Origin of the sequence: Salinibacter sp. (genome assembly GCF_036626415.1) — a bacterium.
In the GTDB taxonomy this organism is placed as follows: domain Bacteria; phylum Bacteroidota; class Rhodothermia; order Rhodothermales; family Salinibacteraceae; genus Salinibacter.
In genome coordinates this window covers 16422-39676 of sequence record NZ_JAZKRW010000015.1, presented here as the reverse complement: position 1 = coordinate 39676, position 23255 = coordinate 16422, and the positions used below count along the sequence as shown (strand labels likewise).

The following is a 23255-nucleotide window of genomic DNA, read 5'->3' as shown; positions in this document are numbered from 1 at the left end:
TCGTGGATCTCGTGCAGCCTGGGAACTCCTTGGTCACTGCGTTCCTGGCGCAAAATGGCTTCTTCATTCGTCCGGTGGCTCACTAGGGCATGATCTCTCTTGCTCGGCCCCCGCTGCAGAGACTCATTTGGGCACCATTTTGCAGCGTCGCCCACTGCGTTTACTCGTCGGCTACGGCTCGTCAGTCGCTAGGCTCGTATCGGCCAAACATCAATCCACCAAATAGCTTCTCAAAATGAAGAGAGCCTGTGCTCCAAAACAGGTTGGGCGATGCCCGTCTCGACAGAGATGGGCCATTCGACGACGAAACAGGGGGCTGATATTTCCGTCTTTGAGGGAAGCTGGTCCTCCTCAGCTAGCGCTGGGGGGCCGCATTGACCGGTTAGCTCCGGGGAATTTGCACGCTGGAGGCGGGGCGTGTCGTGATGGCGGGGTGCTGTTGCAGCCAGCGCATGTACCCGAAAGACTGGTCGGTGGTCAGGGGGATCGGCAGGGTCTCGTCCAACACGACCGGTCCGGCTGCCGTAAGCGTGTCCACCAGACTCGGCACGGGTCCTTCCGCTTCTAAGCACAAGGTCCAGGCAGCATCCTCGGCGACCTCAACAGTCGTCAGTTCAGCTTCAAGGGTGGCTGGGGGCGTTGTCGGAAGGGCCTCTGTGAGAACACGCTGTTCGTTTGGGGCAAACGACAGCTGATGGCGCGTCTTTTCGACGGCCACCCATAGGTCGGTGGGGTCGTCGTCCCAGAGGTTCGAAGGAGGATCCGCAAGGTCCAGTCTCCACTTTCCCCATTGCTCGCAGCGCCCCCTTGCCATGTTGCTGAACGCAGTGCTAAGCGGGCCGGCGAGACGCCGCTTGATCTGGAGTTGGTCGTCTCGCATCTTCAGGTTGAGAGCAGGATCTTCGGTGGGCAAATACAGGTCAGTCTGGGTGGTTGTCTCCACCGATCCCAACGTCATGAACCACTCGCGGAGGGCGTCGGGAAGGGGCGCCGGGCCAAACCAGCGAGCTTCGAGGGTGAAGGTCATCGGGGAGAACGAAACTAGAGGGGGTACTCGGAGGGCAGGCCTGACCGGAACGGGATTCGACCCTGCAAGAGGCCGAAACAGAAGAGTCCTCAGCCCCGGCGGCCATGGATTGAATTAGCACTACGCTTCACGCGCACAGCAGTTCAGACACCCACCCATTCTCGATGCGTCGGTTTGTCTTGTCTTGGGGTTTTGAGGCGGTCTCGGCAAGTGACCGGTGGGGACTCGTGTGGGCCATGGTGGCGGCGATGAGCCTGTCCTGGGGGGCTCACCCCAGTGCGGCGCAACAGGTGACGCAGGGCACCGACGACGTGTATTCCGTAACCTATCGGCCGTCCGAGGTCGAGTACAAGACGTATCCCGGCGATCCTTTCGACTTTATCGTCCAAGAGGGGACTGAAGATTCTGCATGGCGCATTCGGCGGGCTCTGGAGCGCACCCGGGACGGAACGGCTGCCCTCATGGGAGTGCGTTCGTCTCTTCGTATGCCCGTAGTGGTCGATGGCTTTTCAGACCGGTCGAACGGATTCGTCACGCCCTTTCCGTTCAAGCAAGAGATCGAGGCCCCAAGTCTTCGGGACGACGCTCTCGTTGCCCGAGCATCCTCCTGGCCGGCGATTGTGGGGCCGCACGAGCTCGTCCATGCGGCTCAGGCGGAGATTGATTCGGGGTTTGGGTATGGATCCGTTCTCCGGTTTTTCGCGCCGGACGTGGCACGGGCAAGCAACCTCACAGCGCCACGGGGCGTGCTGGAGGGCGCCGCCGTCTACCGCGAGAGCCGCATTGAGGAGGGGGCGGGCCGCCTCAACGCACCTCTCTTCACCATGAAGATGCGGGCGGCCATGCTGTCCGACGACCCCTGGTCGCTCACCCAGATGTTGGAGCCCCCTGGCTACACGCAGCCCTTCAACCGGTTTTACATTGGTGGTGCGCACGCCTTCGAGTCTTGGGCCGAGCAGTCCGACACGACCAGCACCTCGTTTTTTCGCCAGGCCACGGCCCTCCATCACCAGTTTCCATTTTTGGGGTTTGGGGTAAGCTTGTGGAGCGGCCTAGGAGAGCCCCCCGGCCGCATTGCCGACGATCTGCGGTCAACGCTCAGGGACGCATATCAGCGGGATTTGGACCGTCGCCGCCCGTTCACCGATGCCCGCCGCATCGCCGGCCAGCCCGGCCGCAACTACCGACGGCCCTACTGGCTTGATGAGGATACCCTGGTGGCCTATCTGCACGGATACGATGTCCGACGGGGCTTCTACCGGGTCGACGTTGAGTCGGGGCAGCGGTCTCTCATTCGTGTGCAGTCGATCACAGAGGATTACACCTACAGTTTGAGTCGGGACACGAGTGCGCTCTACGCGTCCCGGTACGTACCGAACCCCTGGGTGCCTACGCAAGACGTGGCCGAGGCCGAGCGGGTGCGGTTGAGCGATGGCGCCGCTACCCAAATTACGGACGACGGACGCGTCTTTGCACCGGTCGAGGCCCCGGACGGATCACTCTGGGCTGTCCAGAACGATGGGGCCTTCAGCCAGTGGGCTACGGTGCAGGAAGACTCCGCGACGGCCCTAACTGATTTCGAGCGAACCCGCTTCAAGCAAATCGCGCCGTCCCCAGCGGGACATGAGATTGCTGTTTTGCTAAATGTAGAGGGCACGCAGCGACTCTACCGGGCGGACCCGTCCGGACAGAAGCGTCCCCGGCTGCGACCGTGGCTTGGGTTGCGGGACGCGGTCCTCTACGATATCAGTTGGGGACCCGCCGGCCGCTATCTGCTCTTTGCGGCCGATCTCGGGGGCCCCGTCAATGTCTTTGCGTTTGACACGCAGGAACGCAATGTTCGCCGCCTTACGAACGTCAGGTTTGGGGCGTTCGAGCCGACCTTGTCTCCCGGTCGCGAGTCGGTCGCATTTGTCGAATACCGGCACGAGCGACACGAGCTTGCCCGCATTCCCTTTCGCCCGCAGTCGGCCCCGGTGGTCGACTCTGCGCAGGTCATTCTGGGCGAGCAGTCGCCTCAGCCGCCCTCCCGTCGCGTGCAGTCCCCCGAGTCTTCAGGCCTGGGGCCAGGCCGCTCGTACGAGGCTTGGCGTCACCTGGCCCCCCGCATGGTGTTTCCCACTCTTGCCTTTGATCTGGAGGAGGCCGATCAGCCCGAAGCGGATCGCTTTGAGCGCCTCGGGATGGGGGTCGGCGTTGGGGTGGCGGGGAGCGACCCGCTGGGGCGATGGCGCTATCGGGGACACGGATTTTGGCAAGACGGGCGATTCTGGGGCTCGGCGACTGCCCAGACGGGCCGGTGGCTCTTGCGTCCGTCGCTTACGGCGTTCAATACTCCCGAGACCCTGCCGGTACGGCGCAGGGTGGAGGGGCGGACGCGTGCCGCACGAGTTGGATTCGAGGAGCGAGGCGTGTCCCTCAGGATGCGGGTTCCTGTTCGGCTTCGGTCCAATGTGTATCGGAGTGCGTTGTCCCTGTCATTGGGGGCCGAGTATCGACAAACCCGGTACTTTGGCTCTGCCCTGCGCACCCTGGCGGCGGACCGCGCGACGCGTCTACGCCAGTGGCGCGACCGCGCGACGCTGCTGCCTCGGGCGGCCTGGGCACATCGTGTGCAGCAGAACCCGCGGGACCTCGTGCCCAATCAAGGCCTCGTGGTCCAAACCCGTGCTGAGATTGACGCTTGGGCGCGGGACGTGCCGGCAAGCCGGGCCCTCATGTCGGAGGTGGATGCCTACCTGCCGCTCTCCCTTCGAAGCCACACCGGTGTGCGGTTGGGAGTAGGGGTGCTGTCCCAGAATGCCGGAGCGGTGCTCGGCACCCGTCAGTTTGTCCCGCGAGGCTACGAAGACGTGTCGCTCGGGGCTGGTTCGTTTGTTCGCCTCGGGGCGGAGGTTACGCAGCCGCTCTGGTACATCGACGATGGGTCGACCCTTGTCCCTTTCTATGCGAAAGCGCTCTACGGCTATGGGTTTGGCCAGACGCTGACGGAGGTCGGCGCCGCCGGCCCTACCTACTCCTCCGTGGGGGCGGGGCTTGGGCTTCAGTTTCGCTTCTTCTATGCCCTTGAGTTTGATCTCCAGATTGGGGCTGCGGTACGGTTGGAGCCCGGCGACCTCGATCTGGTATGGCGCTAGTGCAGAGGGAAGGGGCCCTCTGTTGGCTTTTAGCGCGCCTGGACGAACTTGTGTCGGGGGAGAGCGTTAACTGGCTCGCATTGGTTGTTCACCAGTCCGTTCTGCCTGTATGGAAACGCTCCGTTGCAAGACGTGTGGATGCGAAAGTCTGCGTCCGATGCAGGTCGTCTTCGAAGAAGAGGATGAATTCGACAATCTGATTGGGGAAGAGCAAGAATCTCGGTTTTACAGCTGCCAAGTCTGTGGCGACAACTGGCTGTCGGTAAAGGAGAAGACGGCCGATGGCGAGTGCACCATCACATTTGTCCATCAGATGGGGACATCGCCTGTCCTCAAACGCGTGGCCCACATGTCGAATCCGGTGGTGGTTTCCGACGAGAGCGTAGACGAGTGGGAATACTTCAAAGGGGACAAGCCGGTGGATGAGTCCGACTGGGAAGCGACCCTCTCAGATCGACGTGACACGCTCAAGGCCACCTGTGTGAACTAGACAAGACCGAACCTGCTCGTTGCTTCACGCAACGCCGTGTTTGGGGTATGACCTCGTGCCCGGGGCCCGAAGTGGGCCCTGGGCTTTGCTTTTTGGGATTCAGACGACGACTATGCCGGATTGAGCGTGCTCTCGATGGCCTCCGTCAGGTCGTCTCGGGTAAACGGCTTGCTGACGTACTCGTCAAACCCCTTTTCAAGAAAGTCTTCGCGGTCGCCCGGCATGGCATAGGCTGTGAGGGCAATGGCCGAGACTTGGGCCATTCCGTCTTGTTCTCGGATGAGATGAAGCAAATCCGTTCCTGTCTGGTCCTCGCTAAGGTTTATATCGAGCAGTAGTACGTCGAAGGATCCGTTTTCGACCGAGCTCAAGGCCTCTTTGACGCCGGGCACTACCTTCGTATCGTACGATTCCTTGAGCAGGTGTTCGAGCAAGAGTTGCGTTTCCGAATTGTCTTCCACGGCCAAAATGCGGGGGCGCTTCGAGGAGGGCATAAGGCAGGTGGGGGGGGAGAGCCGAGAGAAAACGACGGGGTGGAGGCTTCGTCCGTAAGTTGGGGTCTCTACTGCGTTTGCTGGATCGGTCTGATTCTCCGAAAAATATCCTAGGGGGTGTTTCGTGAGAACACCGCTTCGTTCCGATGGCCGGTGCCCGATCGTCAGGTCAGACTGACATTGATCCTGGTTAGCGGGCGACCTTCGGTTAGAAAGAATGGCGGTGGAGGATCCTCGAAGCGGCTCTCAGAACAATAGGCAGCGAGGCCTAAAGGGTGAAATCTAGACCTTTTGAAGACGCATCGCTTTGGGAACCACAAGAGCGAATGTGTCGGCGGGCTCGAGGATCCGCATAAGGTTTTCTGACCAATTATCATGCCAGACTTCCATGGAGACGCAACCTTGACTGCTGTCCTACAGGGTCCAGTGGATCTGAAGTCGCACTTCGCGGCGCCGGGTTCCGTCCACTCGATTGAGGCCGGAGCCGATTTTGGTACGGTTATCATAGCGGGTAACCCCGTACTTGGCCTCGAGCGTCAGCGAGGAGAACGGGTTGTATCGAATTAGAAGGTACGATCGGCGACCTCGATCGAAGAATACCGGTGCCGAGAAGCTGTACCTCAAGTCGTGCTCGTAGGCGTAGATCCGAGCTGCAAATCCATCCGTGTCAAACACCGCAATTCGCGCGTCGGTGGTAATGGCGGGATGAGGACGCCAACGAAGACCCTGGGCCAAGAAAAACCCCTGTGAGTCGGTCTGTGGCGTAGAGTGTTGAGAGAGTTCGACCCGTGTTCGCACGGTCAGGGCGTCGCTGAACGAATACTCAGTATGCCAGCGCACGGATCGGCGGTATTCTCGCTGGAGGCCTTCGAGGCGACGGCCCCCCCTTTGGTATTCGGTGCCCACCTCCTCACTGCGCACCCGCGCCTGCAGGTAGCTGGAGAGCCAGGGGCGAGGCTCGTATTTGAGGACCCCACGCGCCTCCCAACCCGTGGTGGGACGTGGCACGGCAAAGCGGAGCCAGGGCGCGCGATACTGGTCGACGTACGTTCCGAGGGTCCAATTCGGGGCCAGACGGAGCTGAAGGCCGGTGTAGACTCCGAGTTCGTTTTGGGGGCGGCGTCCACCGCCGAACGCGTTTCCGTGGAAGGAGGCAAAGTCGTAGGGATACCGACGCCCGACCATGATTGCCTCCGCGTAGTCCCCGTCCATGGCAGCGCCCAGGAGGCCGCCATACGTCCCGCGGGGCGAGCGGGCGAGTTCGCCGAACAGCGTGTAGTCTCCCAAGAAGGCGGTTCCATACGCCCCGAGCATCGAGGTTGAGTGCCCTGCGACCCGGAACTGCCGATAGGGTGTGTTTCCGGGCCGAAGGGGACGAGAGAAGCGCGCGCGGTACCCTGTGATCCCCAGTCGGAGCGTAGAACGGTGATACTCCAGTGCCCCCCCGACTGTCGTTTCCCCAAATGTTCCTTTGCGGGCAAGCTCATTGGGGGTCCGGTGTCGTCCGCTGCCCGACACGGTCCGCACCGGAAGTGGGCCCTCGGCATCAGCGAATGAGGAATCGACCGACGCGTCCCGGTGTCGGCGCGAGGCGAAGGCCGTTAGAACCCATCCTCCCGGCAGTCCTATGGTCCCGGCCAGTCCTCTGAAAAAGTTCGTCTCCGAGGCTGAGCGGTACGGACGAATCCCTCGCCCGCGTTTTTGGGCCGGGGCGATCGGGTCTCGCCCCTTGCCAAACCGGAGGCCCTGCCAAAGGGCGATGCCCTGGCCGAACTGGGCCGTAAAGTCGCCAACCACGAACGTCTCGAAGGGGCCGAGGTCGCGGAGGGCGAGGCTTCCCGTCACGTGATCGAATCCGTAGGTCTGTGTGTCGGGCGCCCATCGGAACTGCTCGCCGGGATCTTTATCGAGCGTCAGTGCAAGTTGAAGGCGGCGCTCATGGTCGAGCCGAAGACGGGTCGTGAAGCGTCCCGGAGGGCCCAAGAAGCGATCCTCGTGGAAGCCACGGCCCAAATCGAGCCGCCGCGAGTATCGCTGCGTGAGGCTGAATGTAAGGTTTGACACGATGGTGCCGAACGCGGGAAACAGCGACGGCGGAGCGCCGGGGCCGAGGCGCACAAATGGCCGTATGGCCCGAATCGTTGCGGCGTCGAGCCCGTCCACAGTCTGTAGATCACCGACCGAATCAAATGGTCCGTGTGTGTCGCGGTGCTGCACGATGCGATGAGCGTCCTTCATTGACAACTCGGGGAGCACCGATAGGTCCGCGGCGGACGCTTGGTTGAGAACGAGGGGACGCGCCCGCAAGTCGGCATACTGCTCCGCCGCCAGAGTGGCCGTCCGGTCTGCGGTGTTGAGCGCATCCAGGACGGACTCGAGAGTCGAGGCGACCTCTGTCGTGTCCGTCTCCAGCGTGTCTTGGCGAGACTGCCCAGTGGCCGGAGTCGGCCCGATGATCGGAAGGAGGCCGATCAGTGCCGCTAACGTACGGTGGAAGGGGGGCGAGGCCGGGCACATGGAAACGCTCTTCTACCAGGAAACGTCCAATGATGCAGAAGGAGACCAGCCGAGGGCCGCGTGCTGTTCGGCGGCGATGTGTATCCGTATCCAGTCGAGACGGAGTCCTACGCCACCGGTGAACCGGGTGGGACTGGTGGTGGCGCCGGCACGTAGGGCCAGTACAGACAGTGGAGAAACTTCCAGCCCGCCCCGCACGGCGGCCGGGAAGGACAGGTCTTTGTACACGTCCATGGCAACCGTCAGGCGGTCGCTCGCGCGGTACTGGAGCCCCACTGACAGCGTTTGGGGGAGGGGCTCGTCCTCGACCAACGAGGGGCCGTTTACATTCGTGGCGTGGGCGCCCAGGTGCAGAGTGGACAGGAGCGGCAGCAGAAGGCCGAGGTGAACCCCGATCGCGCCAGTGCTGCCGTACCCCTCGATGCGCGTATGGTAGTACCGCCCTGTAAGACCCACCTGCATGCGACGGCTGGTCCCGAAGGAGAGCCCCCGTGCATAGCCCACACTGTAGTGGACCTCCCGGTACGCATCGTCCCCAAAGGTGCTGGCCCCTCCTGAGATGCTGCCCCACGCAGTGGGCCAAGTTCCGGTCACGGAGCCGTACCGAAGGGACGAGAGCCCAAACGACTCGCGTACGAAAAACGAAACCGCCCGCTGAGAGCGCCGGGCCGGAACGGCAGGGTTGGCATGCACGCCGGCCGCCCCCGTGAGGGCGGTCGAGGCGTAGCCTAGAGCAGATGACCGGGCACCGCCGAACAGATCGTACGCAGACTGACCGTGGATCGGTGGCGGGCCGACCATCAAGCATCCGACGACAAAAAGCCCCAAGAAACGGTGCATGGCAGTGGGGCGACTGTGGCCATGTGACTATGCACTAACGGTACTGTCTAAAATTTGTAAAGTCAAATACAAAGAACGACAGCAAGGACCCAGAAACGAAGACACAGCGGTCTTCTTCGTGGGATGGTTTCGGGAACGAAAGCGAAGGAGACAGGCAGAAACCTCTAACTGAGCAGAGAGGTAGTACGACCCTATCATCACTTGCTCATCGGTCTTCCACTGTGATCGTGCACAGGACACTGATGGCTGTGTGGGGGCTCTTCGTTGTGGGGATGCTGCTTCTCGTCCCTCCCGCCGCCGGGCAAGAGTTGCAGTGTCGCGTGCAGATCGATGACTCGCAGATCAGCGGGGCGGAGTCGGAGTTCGACTTCCTCAGCGACCTTGAACGACAAATTCGAGAGTACATGAACACCCGCTCGTGGACGGACGACGAGTTTCGTCCCCACGAGCGGATCTCGTGCTCGATGCAGGTTGTCCTCCTGGAGTCGATCAACCTTTCCGAGTTTCGGGCCCGACTCATCGTGACGACCCGCCGGCCCATTCATGGAACCTCGCAGTCCTCGGTCGTGGCCCGGGTGAATGACCCGGAGTGGCGCTTCGAGTACAGTCGAGGATCGTCTCTCAATCACGACCTCGACCGGTACAACGCGCTGACGTCGGTGCTCGACTTCTACGCCTATCTGATTCTGGGCTACGATTACGACACGTTCAGCGCGCTCGGGGGAACGCCTTACTTCGACCAAGCCCAGACCGTGGCCGATCGGGCGGAAGGAAGTGGGGACCCAGGATGGTCGACGGTGGGGACGCAGCAAACGCGAGCGCAGCTCCTTTCGGATCTTCAATCCCAGCGCCACGAGCCCTTGCGTCGCGTCTATTACACGTACCACCGGCAGGGCCTCGATCGGTTTGTGAAGGAGCCCGACGCGGCACGAGAGCGCATGATAGAGGTTCTCGAGTCGCTGGAAACGCTGAATGACCGCCTCTCCCAATCCTATGCCCTAAACTTGTTCTTCGCGACGAAGAATCGAGAGCTCACCGCGGTTTTTGAAGGAAGTGATGTTGAGAGCACGGCCCACGGCCTTCTCGTCCAGATGGATCCGTCACACTCATCGCAGTACGACCAGCTCACGAAATGAGGGGCTTCTGAAGCCTTCGCCGATGAGAACGTTGTCCCCTCGTCCTAAACGGGGCGGGGCATGTTCGAATGATGTGTACAGACCGTGGATTCTAGGACCATCCGGGAGTCTCCTCCGTTCAGTCATCCGGATTTGAGGGATAACTCCCGTATACGTTAGATCCGTATCGGCTTCGTGTCTACGAATTCACGAGTCGGGCGGGGACAGCGTCCACCGAAGCCCGCATATTTTTGATCGAGCCGTGTCAGCCACGATATGTCAGACAAAGACGGAGAAGCAAAAGAAAAAGCCCTTGACCTTGCCGTTGAGCAGATTCAACGGGATCATGGAGAGGGGGCGATCATGCGCCTCAGTGATGATCCGCACCAGGAAGTAGAGGCGATCCCGACCGGGTCGCTCGCACTGGATGACGCTCTGGGGGTGGGCGGCGTACCGCGGGGGCGCATCATTGAAGTTTTTGGGCCTGAGTCGTCGGGCAAGACGACCCTGGCAACCCACATCGCTGCCGAGGCGCAGAAGCTTGGGGGCACGGCTGCATTCGTGGACGCCGAGCACGCGTTCGACCCCAACTATGCCGAGCAGCTCGGGGTGGACACGGATGAGTTGCTCATTTCTCAGCCGGACACGGGCGAACAGGCCTTAAACATTACCGACACGCTGGTGCGCAGTGGGGCGCTCGACGTGATCGTGATCGACTCGGTGTCGGCGCTTGTGCCGCAGGCGGAGTTGGAAGGAGACATGGGGGACACTCATGTGGGCCTGCAGGCGCGCCTCATGAGTCAAGCCCTCCGCAAGCTGGCTGGCACCATCAATCGCACCAAGACATCCCTGATCTTCATCAACCAGATCCGGATGAAAATCGGAGTGATGTTTGGAAATCCGGAGACCACGTCCGGCGGGCGGGCCCTAAAGTTCTACTCCTCGGTCCGTATGGATATTCGCCGGATTGGGGCGGTGAAGGATGGACAAGAGGTCGTGGGAAACCGCACCCGCGTGAAGGTGAAGAAGAACAAGGTTGCGCCCCCGTTCAAGGAGGCGGAGTTTGACCTTATCTACGGGGAGGGGATCTCTTCGCTCGGAGAAATGATTGACCTTGGAACGGAGTACGGCATTCTCCAGAAGCGGGGGTCGTGGTACTCGTACGAAGACGAGACCATTGCACAGGGGCGCGAAAATACGAAGGAGTGGCTGGAGGACAATCCTGAGCAGCGAGAGGCGATCAAATCGGCCATCCGCCAAGAGATTGGGCTTGCGTCGGGGGACGCTGAGCCTGATGCAGACGAGGAGGGGGACGGTGAAGAAGAGTCTGAGGCGGCCGTGGAGGATGCGTAGACCATGGCTGCCCAACGGTGTGCCCGGGGATCGGTCTGGCTGCTCGTCATTCTCGTATGGGTCGGGGGGGAAGAGCCGACCCGGGCTCAGTCTTCCCCCTCTTCGTCTGGTGCGTCCACCACATCCTTCTGTGCGGAGGCGCCTGACCGATCGCTCGACCTTCGGGGCCTCGGGCTCGTCTACTGCACGACCCAGCCCGTGATTTCCGGGGGGCTACGGGGGGCCCATCGCTCGGCCCGCCCCGCGTTTTATGGGGCGGTCCCGGCCGCGTGGGGCGGAGCGCTGCTCACTGAAGACGCGGCCGTCCGCGCTGCTGCCTATCGTCTAACCCTGACCCAGGGGCTCACGTACGGGCTCGTCGTCGGAGCAAAGCACGCGGTGGGGCGCGCCCGGCCCTACGTCCACTGGCCGCTGGAAGCACGCGCCGACCGCCACAGCCCGCCCGCCCCGGGAGACGCACACCTCTCGTTTCCATCGGGGCACGCGTCCTTATCGGCGGCACTCGTCACGTCGTGGGGGCTGTCCTTCCCACGATGGTATGTGGTGGCGCCCGGCGCACTATGGGCCCTGGGGGTTGCGCTGAGTCGGGTGCATCTTGGTGTGCACTATCCCAGCGACGTGCTCGCCGGGGCCGTTCTGGGGATCGGGGTGGGGCTGCTCGTCCACCAGCTTCGTCACGCCGTGACGCCCCCGCCCCTCCGTGCATCCTCGGATGCATCGTTTGGCGTTCCACTGTTTCTGCAGGTGCGCTTCTGAATCCGCGGGGCCCTCTGTCCCGTCGTGACGGACGCCGGCGTTCCGCAGCAGACGCAAGGGAGGCCTCTCCCTTGGCGAATGCGGTGTGCGTCTTCACACGCTGGGCTGTATACTGAATAGCGCTGTTTTCTTTGCCACTAAGGCCCCAAGGTCTATGGCCACTGTGCATCCGTTTCGGGCCGTGCGCCCCCTTCCCCAGCACCATGAAGAAATTGCGTCGGTGCCCTACGACGTGGTCGACACCGCCGAGGCGCGCGCCCGAGCCGAGGACCGGCCGCGCAGCTTTTTGCATGTGGCCCGGCCCGAAATTGATCTGTCTCCGGAGCAAGAGCTGTACGAGGACGCCGTCTACGAACAGGGGGCCGTCAACCTGCGCCAATTCGTTGAGGCGGACTACACGCTGCGGGAGGAGAAGCCCACCGTTTACGTCTATCGTCTCGTGATGGACGGCCGCGAACAGATTGGCGTGTTTGGGGGCGTATCGGTCGCGGAGTACGACGAGGGCACCATCGTGAAGCACGAAGAGACGCGTCCGGCCAAAGAGGACGACCGGACCCGGCACATCCTCGCCCAGCAAGCCCACGCCGAGCCCGTCATGCTGACGTACCGGGACGACGAGACGATTCATGCGCTCGTGTCGAACGTTCAGGCGCAAGAACCGCTGTACGACTTCGAGGCGGACGATGGCGTGCGGCACACGGTCTGGAAGGCCTCGGCGCCGGGCCCGCTCGTCGAGGCGTTTCAGGCCGTGGAGCACCTCTACATCGCAGACGGACACCACCGATGCAAGGCGGCCAGTCGAGCCGCGGCGACGCTGCGACAATCTGAAGGAACCGCGCCGGGTGATGAGGCGGACGTGCCCGGATACGAGCTGTTTACCGCGGTCCTCTTCCCGATGAGTCACATGCACATCATGGCCTACAACCGGGTCGTCCATGTGCTGCCCTCGTCGCCCGGCGACTTCTTGGAGCACCTGGCTCGCGACTTTGATCTGGAGCGGGACGTCGACGACCCGGTGCCGGCCCAGAAAGGAACCGTGTGCCTGTATTTGGATGGGGCCTGGCACCGGCTGGTGCTCCCGGACACGGAGGGGGACCGAGTGGTCGATCGGTTGGACGTGTCGCGCCTAAGCGAGCATCTTCTCGAGCCCTGGCTCGGCATCACCGATCAGCGCCGGGACCCCAACATCGACTTCGTGGGTGGCATCCGGGGGACAGATGCGCTGGAGGCCCGGGTGGCGACCGGGGCGGCCCAGCTGGCCATCAGCATGTACCCGACCCGCATTGAAGAGCTGGTTGCGGTGTCGGACGAGGGCAGCCTGATGCCGCCGAAGTCCACCTGGTTCGAGCCGAAGCTCCGGAGCGGACTACTGGTGCACGACTTTGCGGAAGACGTGCCCGACGATGCGTCGGTGACGCCTGCAATCTAAAAGCGGGTCCTATACGGGTCCCGTAGCCCCAGTGGCTGCCCCAGTGGGGGAATGGGGGGCTAGTCCACGAACAGAAGGTCAATCTCACGGTCTTCGACGCTGGCGCTCGCCACTTCTACACGGACCGAGTCGCCGGGCCGGTAGGAAGTGCCGTTGTTCTCGCCCCGAAGCGTGTACGTCGATTCGTCGTACACGTAGTAGTCGTCCATTTCGCGGACGTGGACCAGTCCCTCGACCAGAAGGTCGGTGATCTCGACGAAGACCCCAAACTTCGTCACGCCGCTTACGACCCCGTCGAACGTTTCGCCGACGTGGTTTTTCACGTACTCGACCTGTTTGAGCTTGACAGACTCGCGCTCGGCCTGCTCGGCGTTTCGCTCCTGCTCCGAGCAATGCTCGCACCGGGCCGCGAGGTCTTCGACGTCTGCGGGGGCCCCGCCCTTGGCGTAGCGTTTGAGTAGCCGGTGGACCATGAGGTCTGGGTACCGCCGGATGGGGCTCGTGAAGTGAGAATAGTAGTCGAAGCCAAGGCCGTAGTGGCCGATGTTGCCGACGGCATATTCGGCCTTCGACATGGCACGCAGGGCTGCCCGCACGATAACCTGTTCCTCCGGCTCCCCCTGAACCTCATCGATGAGGGCCCCAAGGTCCGAAGAGCGTGCATTGCCGTCGGTGAGGGGAAGCTCGTGGTCGAACACGCGAACGTACTCGGCGAGCTGCTGAATTTCCTCGCTGTCGGGACTGTCGTGCACCCGGTACACAAAGGGCAGCGGCTCGTCGGTGCCGTTCGTGCGGTGGCGGGCGACGTGTTCCGGCGCGGCGATGTGCTTCGCGACGGTCCGGTTGGCGAGCAGCATGAACTCCTCCACGAGCCGGTTGGCCCGAAGGCGCTCTTTCCGTACAATGTTCGTGGGGGTGCCGTCCTCATCCAGGATGACGTTCACCTCGTCGGAGCCGAAGTCGATGGCGCCGTCCTGCATTCGGCGTTGGGTGAGGGTTTTGGCAAGCCGGTTGGCCTGCACCACGTCCGCCGCCATCTTGTCTTCGGGGTAGCCCCCTTCGATGTAATCCTGGGCGCGGTCGTAGGTGAGGCGCTCCTGGGAGTGAATGACCGTCTCGCAGATCTCGTAGTCCACCAGGGTGCCCTGCGGGGTCACTTCCATGAGGATGGAGAAGGCGAGCTTGTCCTCGTGGGGCCGCAACGAGCACACCTTGTTCGAAAGTTTCTCGGGGAGCATGGGGATGGTGCGGTCCACGAGGTACACGCTCGTGCCGCGCTCCAGCGCCTCCGCGTCGATGGCCGAGTCCGGCTCCACATAATGACTTACGTCCGCGATGTGGACGCCGACCTCGTAGTGGCCGTTGTCGAGCTTCTCGACGTGGAGGGCATCGTCGAAGTCCTTTGCGTCGACCGGGTCGATCGTAAAGATCGGCTTGTCGCGCAGGTCGCGACGGCGCTCGATCTCATCCTCGGGAATTGCGACAGAAATGTCTTTAGCTTCGGCCTCCACCTCGTCGGGGAAGTCGGCCTTCACGTCCATGCTCATGGCGAGGGATAGCACCCGCACGTTCGGGTCGTCCGACGGGCCGATGACCTGGAGGACGCGGCCCTCAGGGGATGCCTTCCGGTCGTCAAACCGGTCGATGGACACCATGACCTTTTCGCCGTCTTTCGCGCCGCTGAACGCCTCCGGCGTGACGTAGATATCTTGCAGAATGCGCTGATCATCCGGCTCCACGAATGCGAAGTCGCTGCGGTGGCGAAAGGTGCCAACCACCTTGGTACAGCGCCGCTCTACCACCTCGAGGACCTCACACTCGCGCTTTTTGTCCTCCGGCGCCCGGGCGGCCACGGCGACGCGGACGAGATCTCCGTGGAGGGCCTCGCCCATGTTTGCCTCCCGAATAAAGAACTCCTCGTCTCGATCCGTGGCCTGAACGAAGCCAAAGCCGTTTTCGTGACACTGGAGGACGCCCGTGTGCCGGCGGGTGGTGCTCGCCTTGGTCTTGTACTTTCGGCCGTCTCGCTTCACGAGCTGCTGGGCGGTCATCTCTGCAAGCACGTCGCAGAACTGGAGATAGGTCTCGTTGTCCTCAATCTCGAGTGCCTCGGCGATCTCGTGGGAGCGATGAGCGTCGTTGGGGTGTTCTTGCAGAAAGGCGAGAATGTCCTGTCGGAGACTGTCAACTTGCGTCTTCGTAATGGCGGTAGAATTCTGTGCTGAAAGAAGGAATCAGTATGAATCTTGTAATGCGCAACGACGGCCTGCCCGTCCGCGTTCGAACCGCACGAAAAAGTCACAGAGGCTCGCCCTCGGAGGTGGTCTCTTGTGCTTCGGCTGAGGCGGTGGAGTCGGGCGGGGAGAGGGACGGCTGGGCAACTGGAACGGTCTCGTCGTCGTCCGACGGGTCGTCGCCGGGCAACATCCAGCCGAAGATGCTGTGCAGGAGCGACCGCCAGGTTGAGAACTGGGTCTGGTACGACACGCCGGCCCCACGGCTGCTCGTGAGGGCCCGGTTCTGGGTCAACTCGTCCCCGGTCCGCCGGTAGAAGACCTTGGCACTGACGCTGGGACTCAGTCGCACCTCCACCACGAACTCCCCCTGCGGCCCCTCGGCGCGCTGGGCATCCGATTCGGCCGGATCGTCGTTGGTATACAACCCCTCGCCCCGAATGATCAGGCGCTCGTTGAGCAGGCGCAGCGCCACCCCGTAGATTAGATCGAGATTGCTCGGGTCCTCCCCCTGCACGCCGAAGTTGAGATCAACGTTGGGAAAGGCTTGGCCAAGGTACCGGTTGAGCTGGCTCGAGACGAGCTGAGACACGCTGTTGAAGGCCAGCTGGTTGCCTGCCGTCGTCAGCTGGTTGCTTTCCCCGTCGGGGCCGGCGGCACCATTCTGCGTGATCGATTCGGTCGTGAACAGGAAGGTGTTCGTCAACAGCACGCTGGTGGCGTACTCGGTAGTGCGGGCGGGCTGGTTCAAGATGGCGTCCAGCGTCTCGGAGCCAATGAGGTTGCGCTCCTCGCTCCGCGTCATCGACAGGCTGAGGTCCACCTGCGGCGAGGCCACACGCCCGGTGATGGCCAGTTGAACAGTCACGGGAATCCGTCCACTGTTGCTGTCGAAGCCGGGCAGGCCGGAGGGGGAGGCGCGGGTGCGGTACTCGGCATCGAGGTCCAGTTGGGCATTCGTGGGACTGCCGTCCCAGGTGATGGTGCCCTCGTTGATGCTGAACCGACGCACAAACACCTCCCCGGCCGTGAACAGGTAGGTACCGCTGGTTGCTTCGAAGGACCCGAAGACCGAAAAGTCCCCTTCTTCCCGTTGCAATTGAACCCGTCCGGCTCCCACAACTGTCACCACGTCTCCGACCAGCGGATCAAAGACGAGGTTGACCGTAGACTCGTCCGGAGCCGTAACGTTGAGATTAAGGTTGAGGCCCTCCACAAACGAAGGCACCCCCTCCGGACGGTCGGCCAAGATGTTGGGGCGGCGCGACAGTTGCGACACGGAGGGAGGCTGGCCCGTCGAGTCGGCGAAGACGATGAAGCCCGCATCTTGTTGTACCGACCGACCAGAGACGGGAATGTAGAGTTCGCTGTCGGGCGTCGTCCGAGCCGCGTTCGATGCGAGGGTGGCATCCGGCAGGGGGCCGGTGAGGCGGAGGGGGCCTGTGCCGCGAATACGACCGTAAAACGGAAGGTCTTCGGCCTGCGACACGTCGATCACGGTGATTCCGTCCAGCGAGGCCGACAAGTCGAAAGAGAAGAACTGGTAGTCGTTGAACAAAATGCTCCCGTCCACGGTGGCCGTTCCCTCATCATCCTGGACCTGGAGCGTGCGGGCGTGGATCCCCTGTTTGTCCACCTCGACCGGGCCTTCCACTTCGTAGGCCAATCCAAAGACCGGCAGTTCGACGGCCCCGTTCACGATGTCGAAGTCTGCCTCGAACCGGGGATCGCTTATCCGACCGCCAATGTGGAGCGGTCCGCGAACGAAGCCTTGGACTCCGGCAACGCGCTCTTCGAAGATGTATCGAAGGAAGAACAGGTCAGCCCGATCGATGTCTACGGCAAGGTCCAAGGTCTCGCCCGACGGCAGGGCCGACGTGCGTTCGGTGGCCGCGGAGTAGAGCCCGTCTGGTAGGCGCACGCGCCCGGACACGGAAATGTCATTGGGCTCGACCGCACGAGCCTCTGAGGACACCAGTGCGGAGCGTTCCAACGCCTCCATGCGTTGGGCCTCCGCACGAAGCTGGCCTTTTATCTGGAGATCTGGAGAGTTTGCCTCGTAGGAGAGTCGAAGCTGGGCAGAGCCCAGAATGCGACGGTCGAAGGAGAGGTGCTGCACCGCCACATCACTCTCCAATTGAGGGCGGCCTAGCGCGCTCCGCAGATGCACCTCGCCGTTCAGGGTACCGCCGATGAGGTACGGGAGCCCTACCGTTTTCGAGATGGGAGGGAGGTGCACGTTTTGGGCTTCCAGCGACAGCCGGTCTGCTGAGCGCGCCGAGGCGATGCCCCCAATTCGGACTTGCTGGGGGGACGGTGTGGTCGGGTGAGGGTGCTGGAGAACCAAAGGTGTGACGACGAGGGCGTCCGAGTAAACCCGCAGGGACGCGGCGGACGCGCTGGTCCACTCGGCCCCCTCGACGGTGGTCGAGAGGGTCCGGAGGCGCAGCTCGTTCGTGCTGGGTGTAATGAGGATGTCGCCGGACAGGCGCGTCGAGTTCGCAATCCCGAGGCTATCGGCCTCCAGTTGGAGCCGTCCGGTGCGGCCGCCGTACGTAAGGGCGGCGGTCACATCCTTGAGGGGGGCACCGCCCAGGGCGGCGTCCGTTGCGGAAACGGTCGCGGTAATCGTTGTGGATTGTGCGAGCGGCGCGCCAAGGTGGCTGGACACGCCGTATTCGGCCCTGAAATCGGTTGCGGTGCTTGCGTTCGTCCGAAGAAACTCGGCGGAGACGTGTCCAGTGGATCGGAGGCTGTCGGGGCCAAGCGCGAGGTGTGTTTCGGCGGTCAAGCGTTTGGCCTCTTCGGGAAAGGCCGGCCACCACGCATGCAGAATTCTGGGCTGTAGGACCCGAACCGTTGCGCGGACCTGCCGCGGCGATTGGGTCTGGAGGGACACGAGAGACGAAGAGTCGGGCGGGGAATACAGGGAGGGCTGCTGTTTGGACCGACGTGGACCGGAGGGCATGGGCTTGTCCCGTTCCTGCTGAATCGCCGTCTGAAGGCCTGTGCCCCAGGTCTGTGCCGCCGTCCAGAACGACGGCCCGAGCGACGTGCCGTCGGCCTTCAGACGGAGCACCGAGCCGCCGACTTTGAGCCGGGGACGGTCGGCGGTCCGGTCGGCCAGGCGGAGGGTGGCAGAGTGGGGAGGAAGCACAATCGTGCTGTCTCCACGGCTCACCCGTGAGCTGTCCACCTGAAGCGTGGCCGTGCCCGCCAGGGACTTCCACGTCCCTCCGGTTCCCCCGAGCGTGAGACGCGCGTTCAGGTGTGTGGAAGGGGCGGACGGCCCCATAACGGATTCCAGATTTAACTTGGAGCCGGTCACGGTGGCGGCATAGCCGGGACGGCGCGCGCTGTGGTGGGCCGCCCCCACCAAGTTCAAGCGCCCGCCGTCGTCCTGTCGAACCGTGAGGGAGCCGTTGGTGCTGTCGCTCCCAATCGTGAGGGTGCCTGTGGCGGAGGCGAACGACCGGCCGGCAAACCGAGAGCCCGTGAGTGACAGGTCGACCGACGCTTCCACAGCACTGAGTTGGGGGCTGGATCCGCTTCCTTTTCCTTCGACTTGCCCCGACAATCGGCTTGCCAGGCTGGGGCGACCGGTAAGGGGGGCGAGGTCAAGGCTGTCCGCTTCGAGTGAAGCCTCGTAGGCGAAAGAGTCAGCGGATCGAGCCACTGCGAGCGACCCCGCAACCGCTCCGTATGGGCTTTCCATGGCGAGACGACTTGCGAGATCAAAACTACGTCCGTCGGATTGGGGAGAGGCCATCGTCCCTTCCAGCGATCCGGTAAGGGTAAAGGCCTCCTCCCGGGCTGTAGGCAGCGGTGGAGCGTCCGGCCACACGTCTCGGATGTCCCTGGGGGTGAAGCGACCCGTTGCGAGACGCATGTCCAGCTGCAGGCCGGTAGACGCCCGCCGGACGCTTCCGTTCAGGGTGGCGATGGAAGTGTTGTGTGTAACGGTCACGTCGTCTGCGGTGAGGCGACGGGCGGTGCCTTCAAGGGTGCCTTCGAGGGTGATGACATCTGCTAGTGGAAGCCGGGGAAAGATCCGCTGGACCTCGTCGTGGTCGATCCGACTCCGGTCGAGATTCAAAGACACCTGCGGAGGGGGGGCATCCGCCTTGTTGGTTTGAACGGTCGCGCTGCCTCGGATTCGGGTGGCATCTAGCGACAAGTCCACCTCTGTCATCGACCAGCCGTCTGCCGTCTGCTGGAGTTGGCCCTCAAAAAATGATGCGCGCAGGTCTTGGCCCGGTACCGAAAACGACGCGTTGTTGAGGTCGAGGAAGCGATCCGTCCCGGTGGACTGCGCGATGGCGGTGAACGAGACCCTCGTGACTGCCGTCTGCGTGTAGTCGAACAGCCAGTTTTCCTGGACGAGGTTGGGCGCGGGCCCGTCGCGAGACGTAGTCACGCGGCCTTGCTGGACCTCGATATCCGCGATGGTCAGATCCATGGAGGGACCTGTGGAGGAGGACGAAACGCGCCGAAAGGCATTCGCAGCGTTCCACGTCCCTGCAGAGTCGCGGTGGAGAGAGAGGTGGGGGCGAACTAGGGAAAGAGACTGGATGGAGAGATCCGCGGTGAGGAGGTTGGCCCACTGCGGGGTGACCTGAATGGATTCGACCGTCCCGACGAGGGTGCCCGACGGCGCTCGGAGCTCCACCCCATCGGCGACAATCTCGGTAATCAGACTCCCGCTTAGAGAGTCGATCGAGAGTGTGCCCTGTACGCGGTCGTTAAACTGCGCCTCGAGCTGCTGACGGACCTGGTCGCGACCAACGTCCGTCCGGGTGAGGCCCACAAAGAAAACCGTGCCCACCAGGACTGCGCCGAAAGCGACGCGGAAGGCTCGCCACAGCGGCTGGGTGAGAGAGCGGCGCGTAGAGCGGTTGGGCACAAGAGCGGGGCGGGGCCGAGGGGGAAATCGTGCGTATTGAGAATAGGGCTATACACGTGATACTCACACGACGAAGCAGAGGTGGCGTTTCAGTTCGAACACGCGAACCGCCACGCATGCCGGGCGTCCGACTCCGTTACGTCGCCACTTACGTACGCCTCGCCCAGCCGTCGAAGAAGCACAAAGCGAATGGTGCCTCCCTCGTTCTTTTTGTCTGCGGACATGGCCGCGTACAGGTCTGAAAACGGCACCTCGGTGGGGTCGGCCGCAACGGGCACCGCGCGAATCACGTGGTCGAGCCGGTCTCGGGACAGCGCACTGGGATGGCGTTGGTGAGAGAGGTAGAGGCCCGCCCGCATTCCAAGGGCGACGGCTTCGCCATGGGTGAACGCGCCGTATCCCGCCACCCGTTCGAGGGCGTGAGCAAAGGTGTGGCCGAAGTTCAGGATGGCGCGCCGCCCCTCTTCGCGCTCATCGGCACTCACCACCGCTGCCTTGACGCGCACGGCGCTCTCGATCACCCCTGAAATCCGCTCGCGATCCTTCCGGGCCATCACGGGAACGAGGTGATTTTCCAGTGCCCCAAAGAGTTCGGCGTCGTAAATGAGGGCGTGTTTGATCACCTCAGCCATTCCGCTTGTATACTCTTGCATCGGAAGGGTGTCGAGCGTGTGCGGATCGGCGCAAACGAGTTCGGGTTGGTAAAACGCACCGATGAGGTTTTTCCCGGTGTCGTGATTGATGGCCGTCTTGCCGCCCACCGAGGCGTCGACCTGCGCGAGGAGGGACGTTGGCAACTGGACGAGAGGCAGGCCCCGCAGGAGCGTTGCCGCGGCGAACCCGGCCAGGTCGCCGATGACGCCGCCCCCGAGTGCCAGCACAGGGGTGTGCCGGTCGATGCCCCAGGCAAGGGCGTCGTCGTAAAGGCGATGAAGGGCGGCGGCCGATTTGGTCTGCTCCCCTGGAGGAAGCACGTTGGAACGCACCGTCCAGCCTTCGTTGGAAAGGCCCTTGACCAGAGGCGTCTTGTAGTGCTGCGCCACGTTCTCGTCGGTGACGAGAAAACAGCGGCCCGGAGACAGGCCCGCTTCCTCCAACAGCCTTGGAACGAGGGCGAGGGATTGGAAGTGGACGGTGTAACTTCGCTCGTCGAGGTCGACATCAACGGCCATGGGTAGGATCGGTCTCAATGTAGATCTTTTGTGCGTCCACGGACGTGCGGGGGGTGAGATTCTTCGTCGTGGCGAAATTCGAGGAGTTTGATGGAGCGGCGCTGAGTCCGCCTCGTGTCGGACTGCTTGCACTCACTGCTGTAGGTCGTTCGTGCTCCCAATATGGTGATCCCCCCAATCCTAGAGTTCGCGCACATCCTTGCGGGGCGAGCCCTCAATGAAGGCGAGCCCGCGGTGGATGCGACGGTCGGAAACGGCTACGATACTGCCTTTCTGGCCCGCACGGTCGGACCGTCCGGGCAGGTCGTGGGGTTTGATGTCCAGGAGGAAGCCCTCGTTGAGACGCGCCGGCGCCTCCGGGAAGAAGTCCCTTCCGCGTCCGTTCGGCTGGTGCACGGAGGACATCAAACGCTTTTCCACGAACTGGGGGAGACGCAGCGTGGACGGGTGGGGGCGGTCATGTTCAACCTGGGGTACTTGCCGGGGGGCGATCACTCAGTCATCACGAAGCCTGAGACCACCCGGCAGGCGTTGGCGGCCGGCGCCGAGGTGCTTCGCCCGGGGGGCATCATCACGGTCGTGGCCTATACGGGCCATGAAGGCGGCGAGGCAGAGGCGCGGGTCGTGGAGTCCTGGGCGTCGGCATTGCCACAAGAGCAGTTTCGGGTCCTGTCGTACAGGTTCTCGAACCGGAGCAACGATCCGCCTCGCCTGTTTGCGATAGAAAAGGGTGGCGGCACAGATCCATAAACTCACCCGTCGTAACGGGGATCGCCGCTCCGATACCGATTTCTACCGCTCAGCGTCATGTGTTTGATCCTTCTTGCCAACACCGTGCACTCGGAGTATCCCCTCATCTTTGCGGGGAACCGGGACGAGTTTTTTGATCGCCCCACGGCCCCGGCTGCCTTCTGGGACGGGGCGCCACACGTATTGGCGGGGCGAGACCTGAAGGAAGGGGGCACTTGGCTCGGCATAACACGTCGGGGGCACTGGGCCACGGTGACAAACGTGCGGGATGAGCGCCCCCACCGGGACGATGCCCCCTCACGGGGTCGTCTCGTAGCGGACTACTTGAAAGAAGAACCGCCCCCTGGCGCGTATCTTCGAAGGGTGGAAGCAGAGGCGGACCGGTACGACGGCTTCAATTTACTCGTTGGAACGCCCGAGGACACGTTCTATTTCTCAAATCGAGACGGCCCGCCCCAGGCTGTAGAGCCCGGGATCCACGGCATGAGCAACGCTCACCTCGACGCCCCATGGCCCAAGGTGGAGCGAACCACCTCGCGGCTGAACACCCTTCTCAACGAAGGAGAGTTGTCGCCCGAAGCGCTTCTCGATATTCTCAACGACCGTCGACCCGCACCGGACGATGAGTTGCCCGAAACGGGACTGGGGCCTGAAACAGAGCGGCTGCTCTCACCGCCGTTTATCGATGGAGACGAGTCCTATGGCACCCGTGCCTCGACCGTGTTTCTCGTTCATCGCAGTGGCCGAGTGACGTTCGTTGAGCGGAGCTTCGAGTACGGGGTTTCCGTAAACACCTGTGACGTTTCGTTCGATCTGCCGACTCGCTCCGTCGGGTAGTCTGCTTCCCCGCTGGTTGGGAATTGTTTGCTGAACGCTCTTCACAAGCCTAGAGTCTGAGCGGTCGCTGGACGTCCGGCGCTGGGACTGTGCAAGATGTGTGGAGGAGGGCTTCCGAGGTTGTCCGGACTCCCCCGAGACGAGCGCCGGCGTCTAATAAAGCATCACTCTGCTACAACATCACTCTGCTACAACATCACT

At 62.8% G+C, this 23255-nt stretch carries 15 protein-coding genes; 8 read left to right on the top strand and 7 right to left on the bottom strand.

Annotated features, from left to right (window positions below; genetic code table 11):
• Positions 1-382: 382 nt before the first annotated feature.
• Positions 383-1027, bottom strand: coding sequence for a hypothetical protein (locus V5A20_RS03505; protein WP_332315484.1), 645 nt, complete (start codon positions 1025-1027; stop codon positions 383-385).
• Between the two features lie 179 nt (positions 1028-1206).
• On the opposite strand from V5A20_RS03505, the gene V5A20_RS03500 reads away from it, so the two are divergent.
• Positions 1207-4164: a hypothetical protein gene (locus V5A20_RS03500; protein WP_332326720.1), complete on the top strand. Its 2958-nt coding sequence runs from the start codon at positions 1207-1209 to the stop codon at positions 4162-4164.
• 157 nt (positions 4165-4321) lie between these two features.
• Entirely contained in the window at positions 4322-4654 is a 333-nt protein-coding gene (locus V5A20_RS03495) for a hypothetical protein (protein WP_332315486.1), read from the top strand.
• A 110-nt stretch (positions 4655-4764) separates the two neighbouring features.
• Here the strand turns inward: V5A20_RS03495 and V5A20_RS03490 are convergent, their stop codons facing one another.
• The 3 genes from V5A20_RS03490 to V5A20_RS03480 all read right to left on the bottom strand — a co-directional run bounded on the left by V5A20_RS03490 (position 4765) and on the right by V5A20_RS03480 (position 8466).
• Entirely contained in the window at positions 4765-5148 is a 384-nt protein-coding gene (locus V5A20_RS03490; protein WP_332315487.1) for a response regulator, read from the bottom strand.
• A 414-nt stretch (positions 5149-5562) separates the two neighbouring features.
• Positions 5563-7665, bottom strand: a complete 2103-nt coding sequence (locus V5A20_RS03485) for a ComEA family DNA-binding protein (RefSeq protein WP_332326719.1) — start codon at positions 7663-7665, stop codon at positions 5563-5565.
• A 12-nt stretch (positions 7666-7677) separates the two neighbouring features.
• Positions 7678-8466 carry a hypothetical protein gene (locus V5A20_RS03480; protein ID WP_332326718.1) on the bottom strand — a complete coding sequence of 263 codons (789 nt, stop codon included), beginning with the start codon at positions 8464-8466 and terminating at the stop codon, positions 7678-7680.
• A gap of 266 nt (positions 8467-8732) precedes the next feature.
• Here V5A20_RS03480 and porD point away from each other — a divergent pair, with 266 nt between their 5' ends.
• From porD to V5A20_RS03460, 4 genes are all read left to right on the top strand, one after another.
• Positions 8733-9641: a type IX secretion system protein PorD gene (gene porD / locus V5A20_RS03475; protein WP_332326717.1), complete on the top strand. Its 909-nt coding sequence runs from the start codon at positions 8733-8735 to the stop codon at positions 9639-9641.
• 255 nt (positions 9642-9896) lie between these two features.
• Complete coding sequence (gene recA, locus V5A20_RS03470; RefSeq protein ID WP_332315491.1) at positions 9897-10973, top strand: recombinase RecA; 1077 nt, start codon at positions 9897-9899, stop codon at positions 10971-10973.
• Positions 10974-10976: 3 nt separating this feature from the next.
• Positions 10977-11729, top strand: a complete 753-nt coding sequence (locus V5A20_RS03465; RefSeq protein WP_332315492.1) for a phosphatase PAP2 family protein — start codon at positions 10977-10979, stop codon at positions 11727-11729.
• Positions 11730-11883: 154 nt separating this feature from the next.
• Complete coding sequence (locus tag V5A20_RS03460; RefSeq protein WP_332315493.1) at positions 11884-13158, top strand: DUF1015 domain-containing protein; 1275 nt, start codon at positions 11884-11886, stop codon at positions 13156-13158.
• A gap of 59 nt (positions 13159-13217) precedes the next feature.
• On the opposite strand, the gene rnr is transcribed toward V5A20_RS03460, so the two are convergent.
• The 3 genes from rnr to aroB all read right to left on the bottom strand — a co-directional run bounded on the left by rnr (position 13218) and on the right by aroB (position 21467).
• Complete coding sequence (rnr, locus tag V5A20_RS03455; RefSeq protein WP_332326721.1) at positions 13218-15326, bottom strand: ribonuclease R; 2109 nt, start codon at positions 15324-15326, stop codon at positions 13218-13220.
• 130 nt (positions 15327-15456) lie between these two features.
• Positions 15457-20295 (bottom strand): translocation/assembly module TamB domain-containing protein, encoded by a 4839-nt coding sequence (locus tag V5A20_RS03450; protein WP_332326716.1) that lies wholly within the window; start codon positions 20293-20295, stop codon positions 15457-15459.
• 89 nt (positions 20296-20384) lie between these two features.
• Positions 20385-21467 (bottom strand): 3-dehydroquinate synthase, encoded by a 1083-nt coding sequence (gene aroB / locus V5A20_RS03445; protein ID WP_332315495.1) that lies wholly within the window; start codon positions 21465-21467, stop codon positions 20385-20387.
• A 162-nt stretch (positions 21468-21629) separates the two neighbouring features.
• Here aroB and V5A20_RS03440 point away from each other — a divergent pair, with 162 nt between their 5' ends.
• Both V5A20_RS03440 and V5A20_RS03435 read left to right on the top strand, forming a co-directional pair.
• Positions 21630-22217 carry a class I SAM-dependent methyltransferase gene (locus V5A20_RS03440; protein WP_332315496.1) on the top strand — a complete coding sequence of 196 codons (588 nt, stop codon included), beginning with the start codon at positions 21630-21632 and terminating at the stop codon, positions 22215-22217.
• 57 nt (positions 22218-22274) lie between these two features.
• A complete protein-coding gene (locus V5A20_RS03435) occupies positions 22275-23054 on the top strand; it encodes an NRDE family protein (RefSeq protein WP_332315497.1) in 780 nt (259 codons plus the stop codon).
• Positions 23055-23255: the final 201 nt, after the last annotated feature.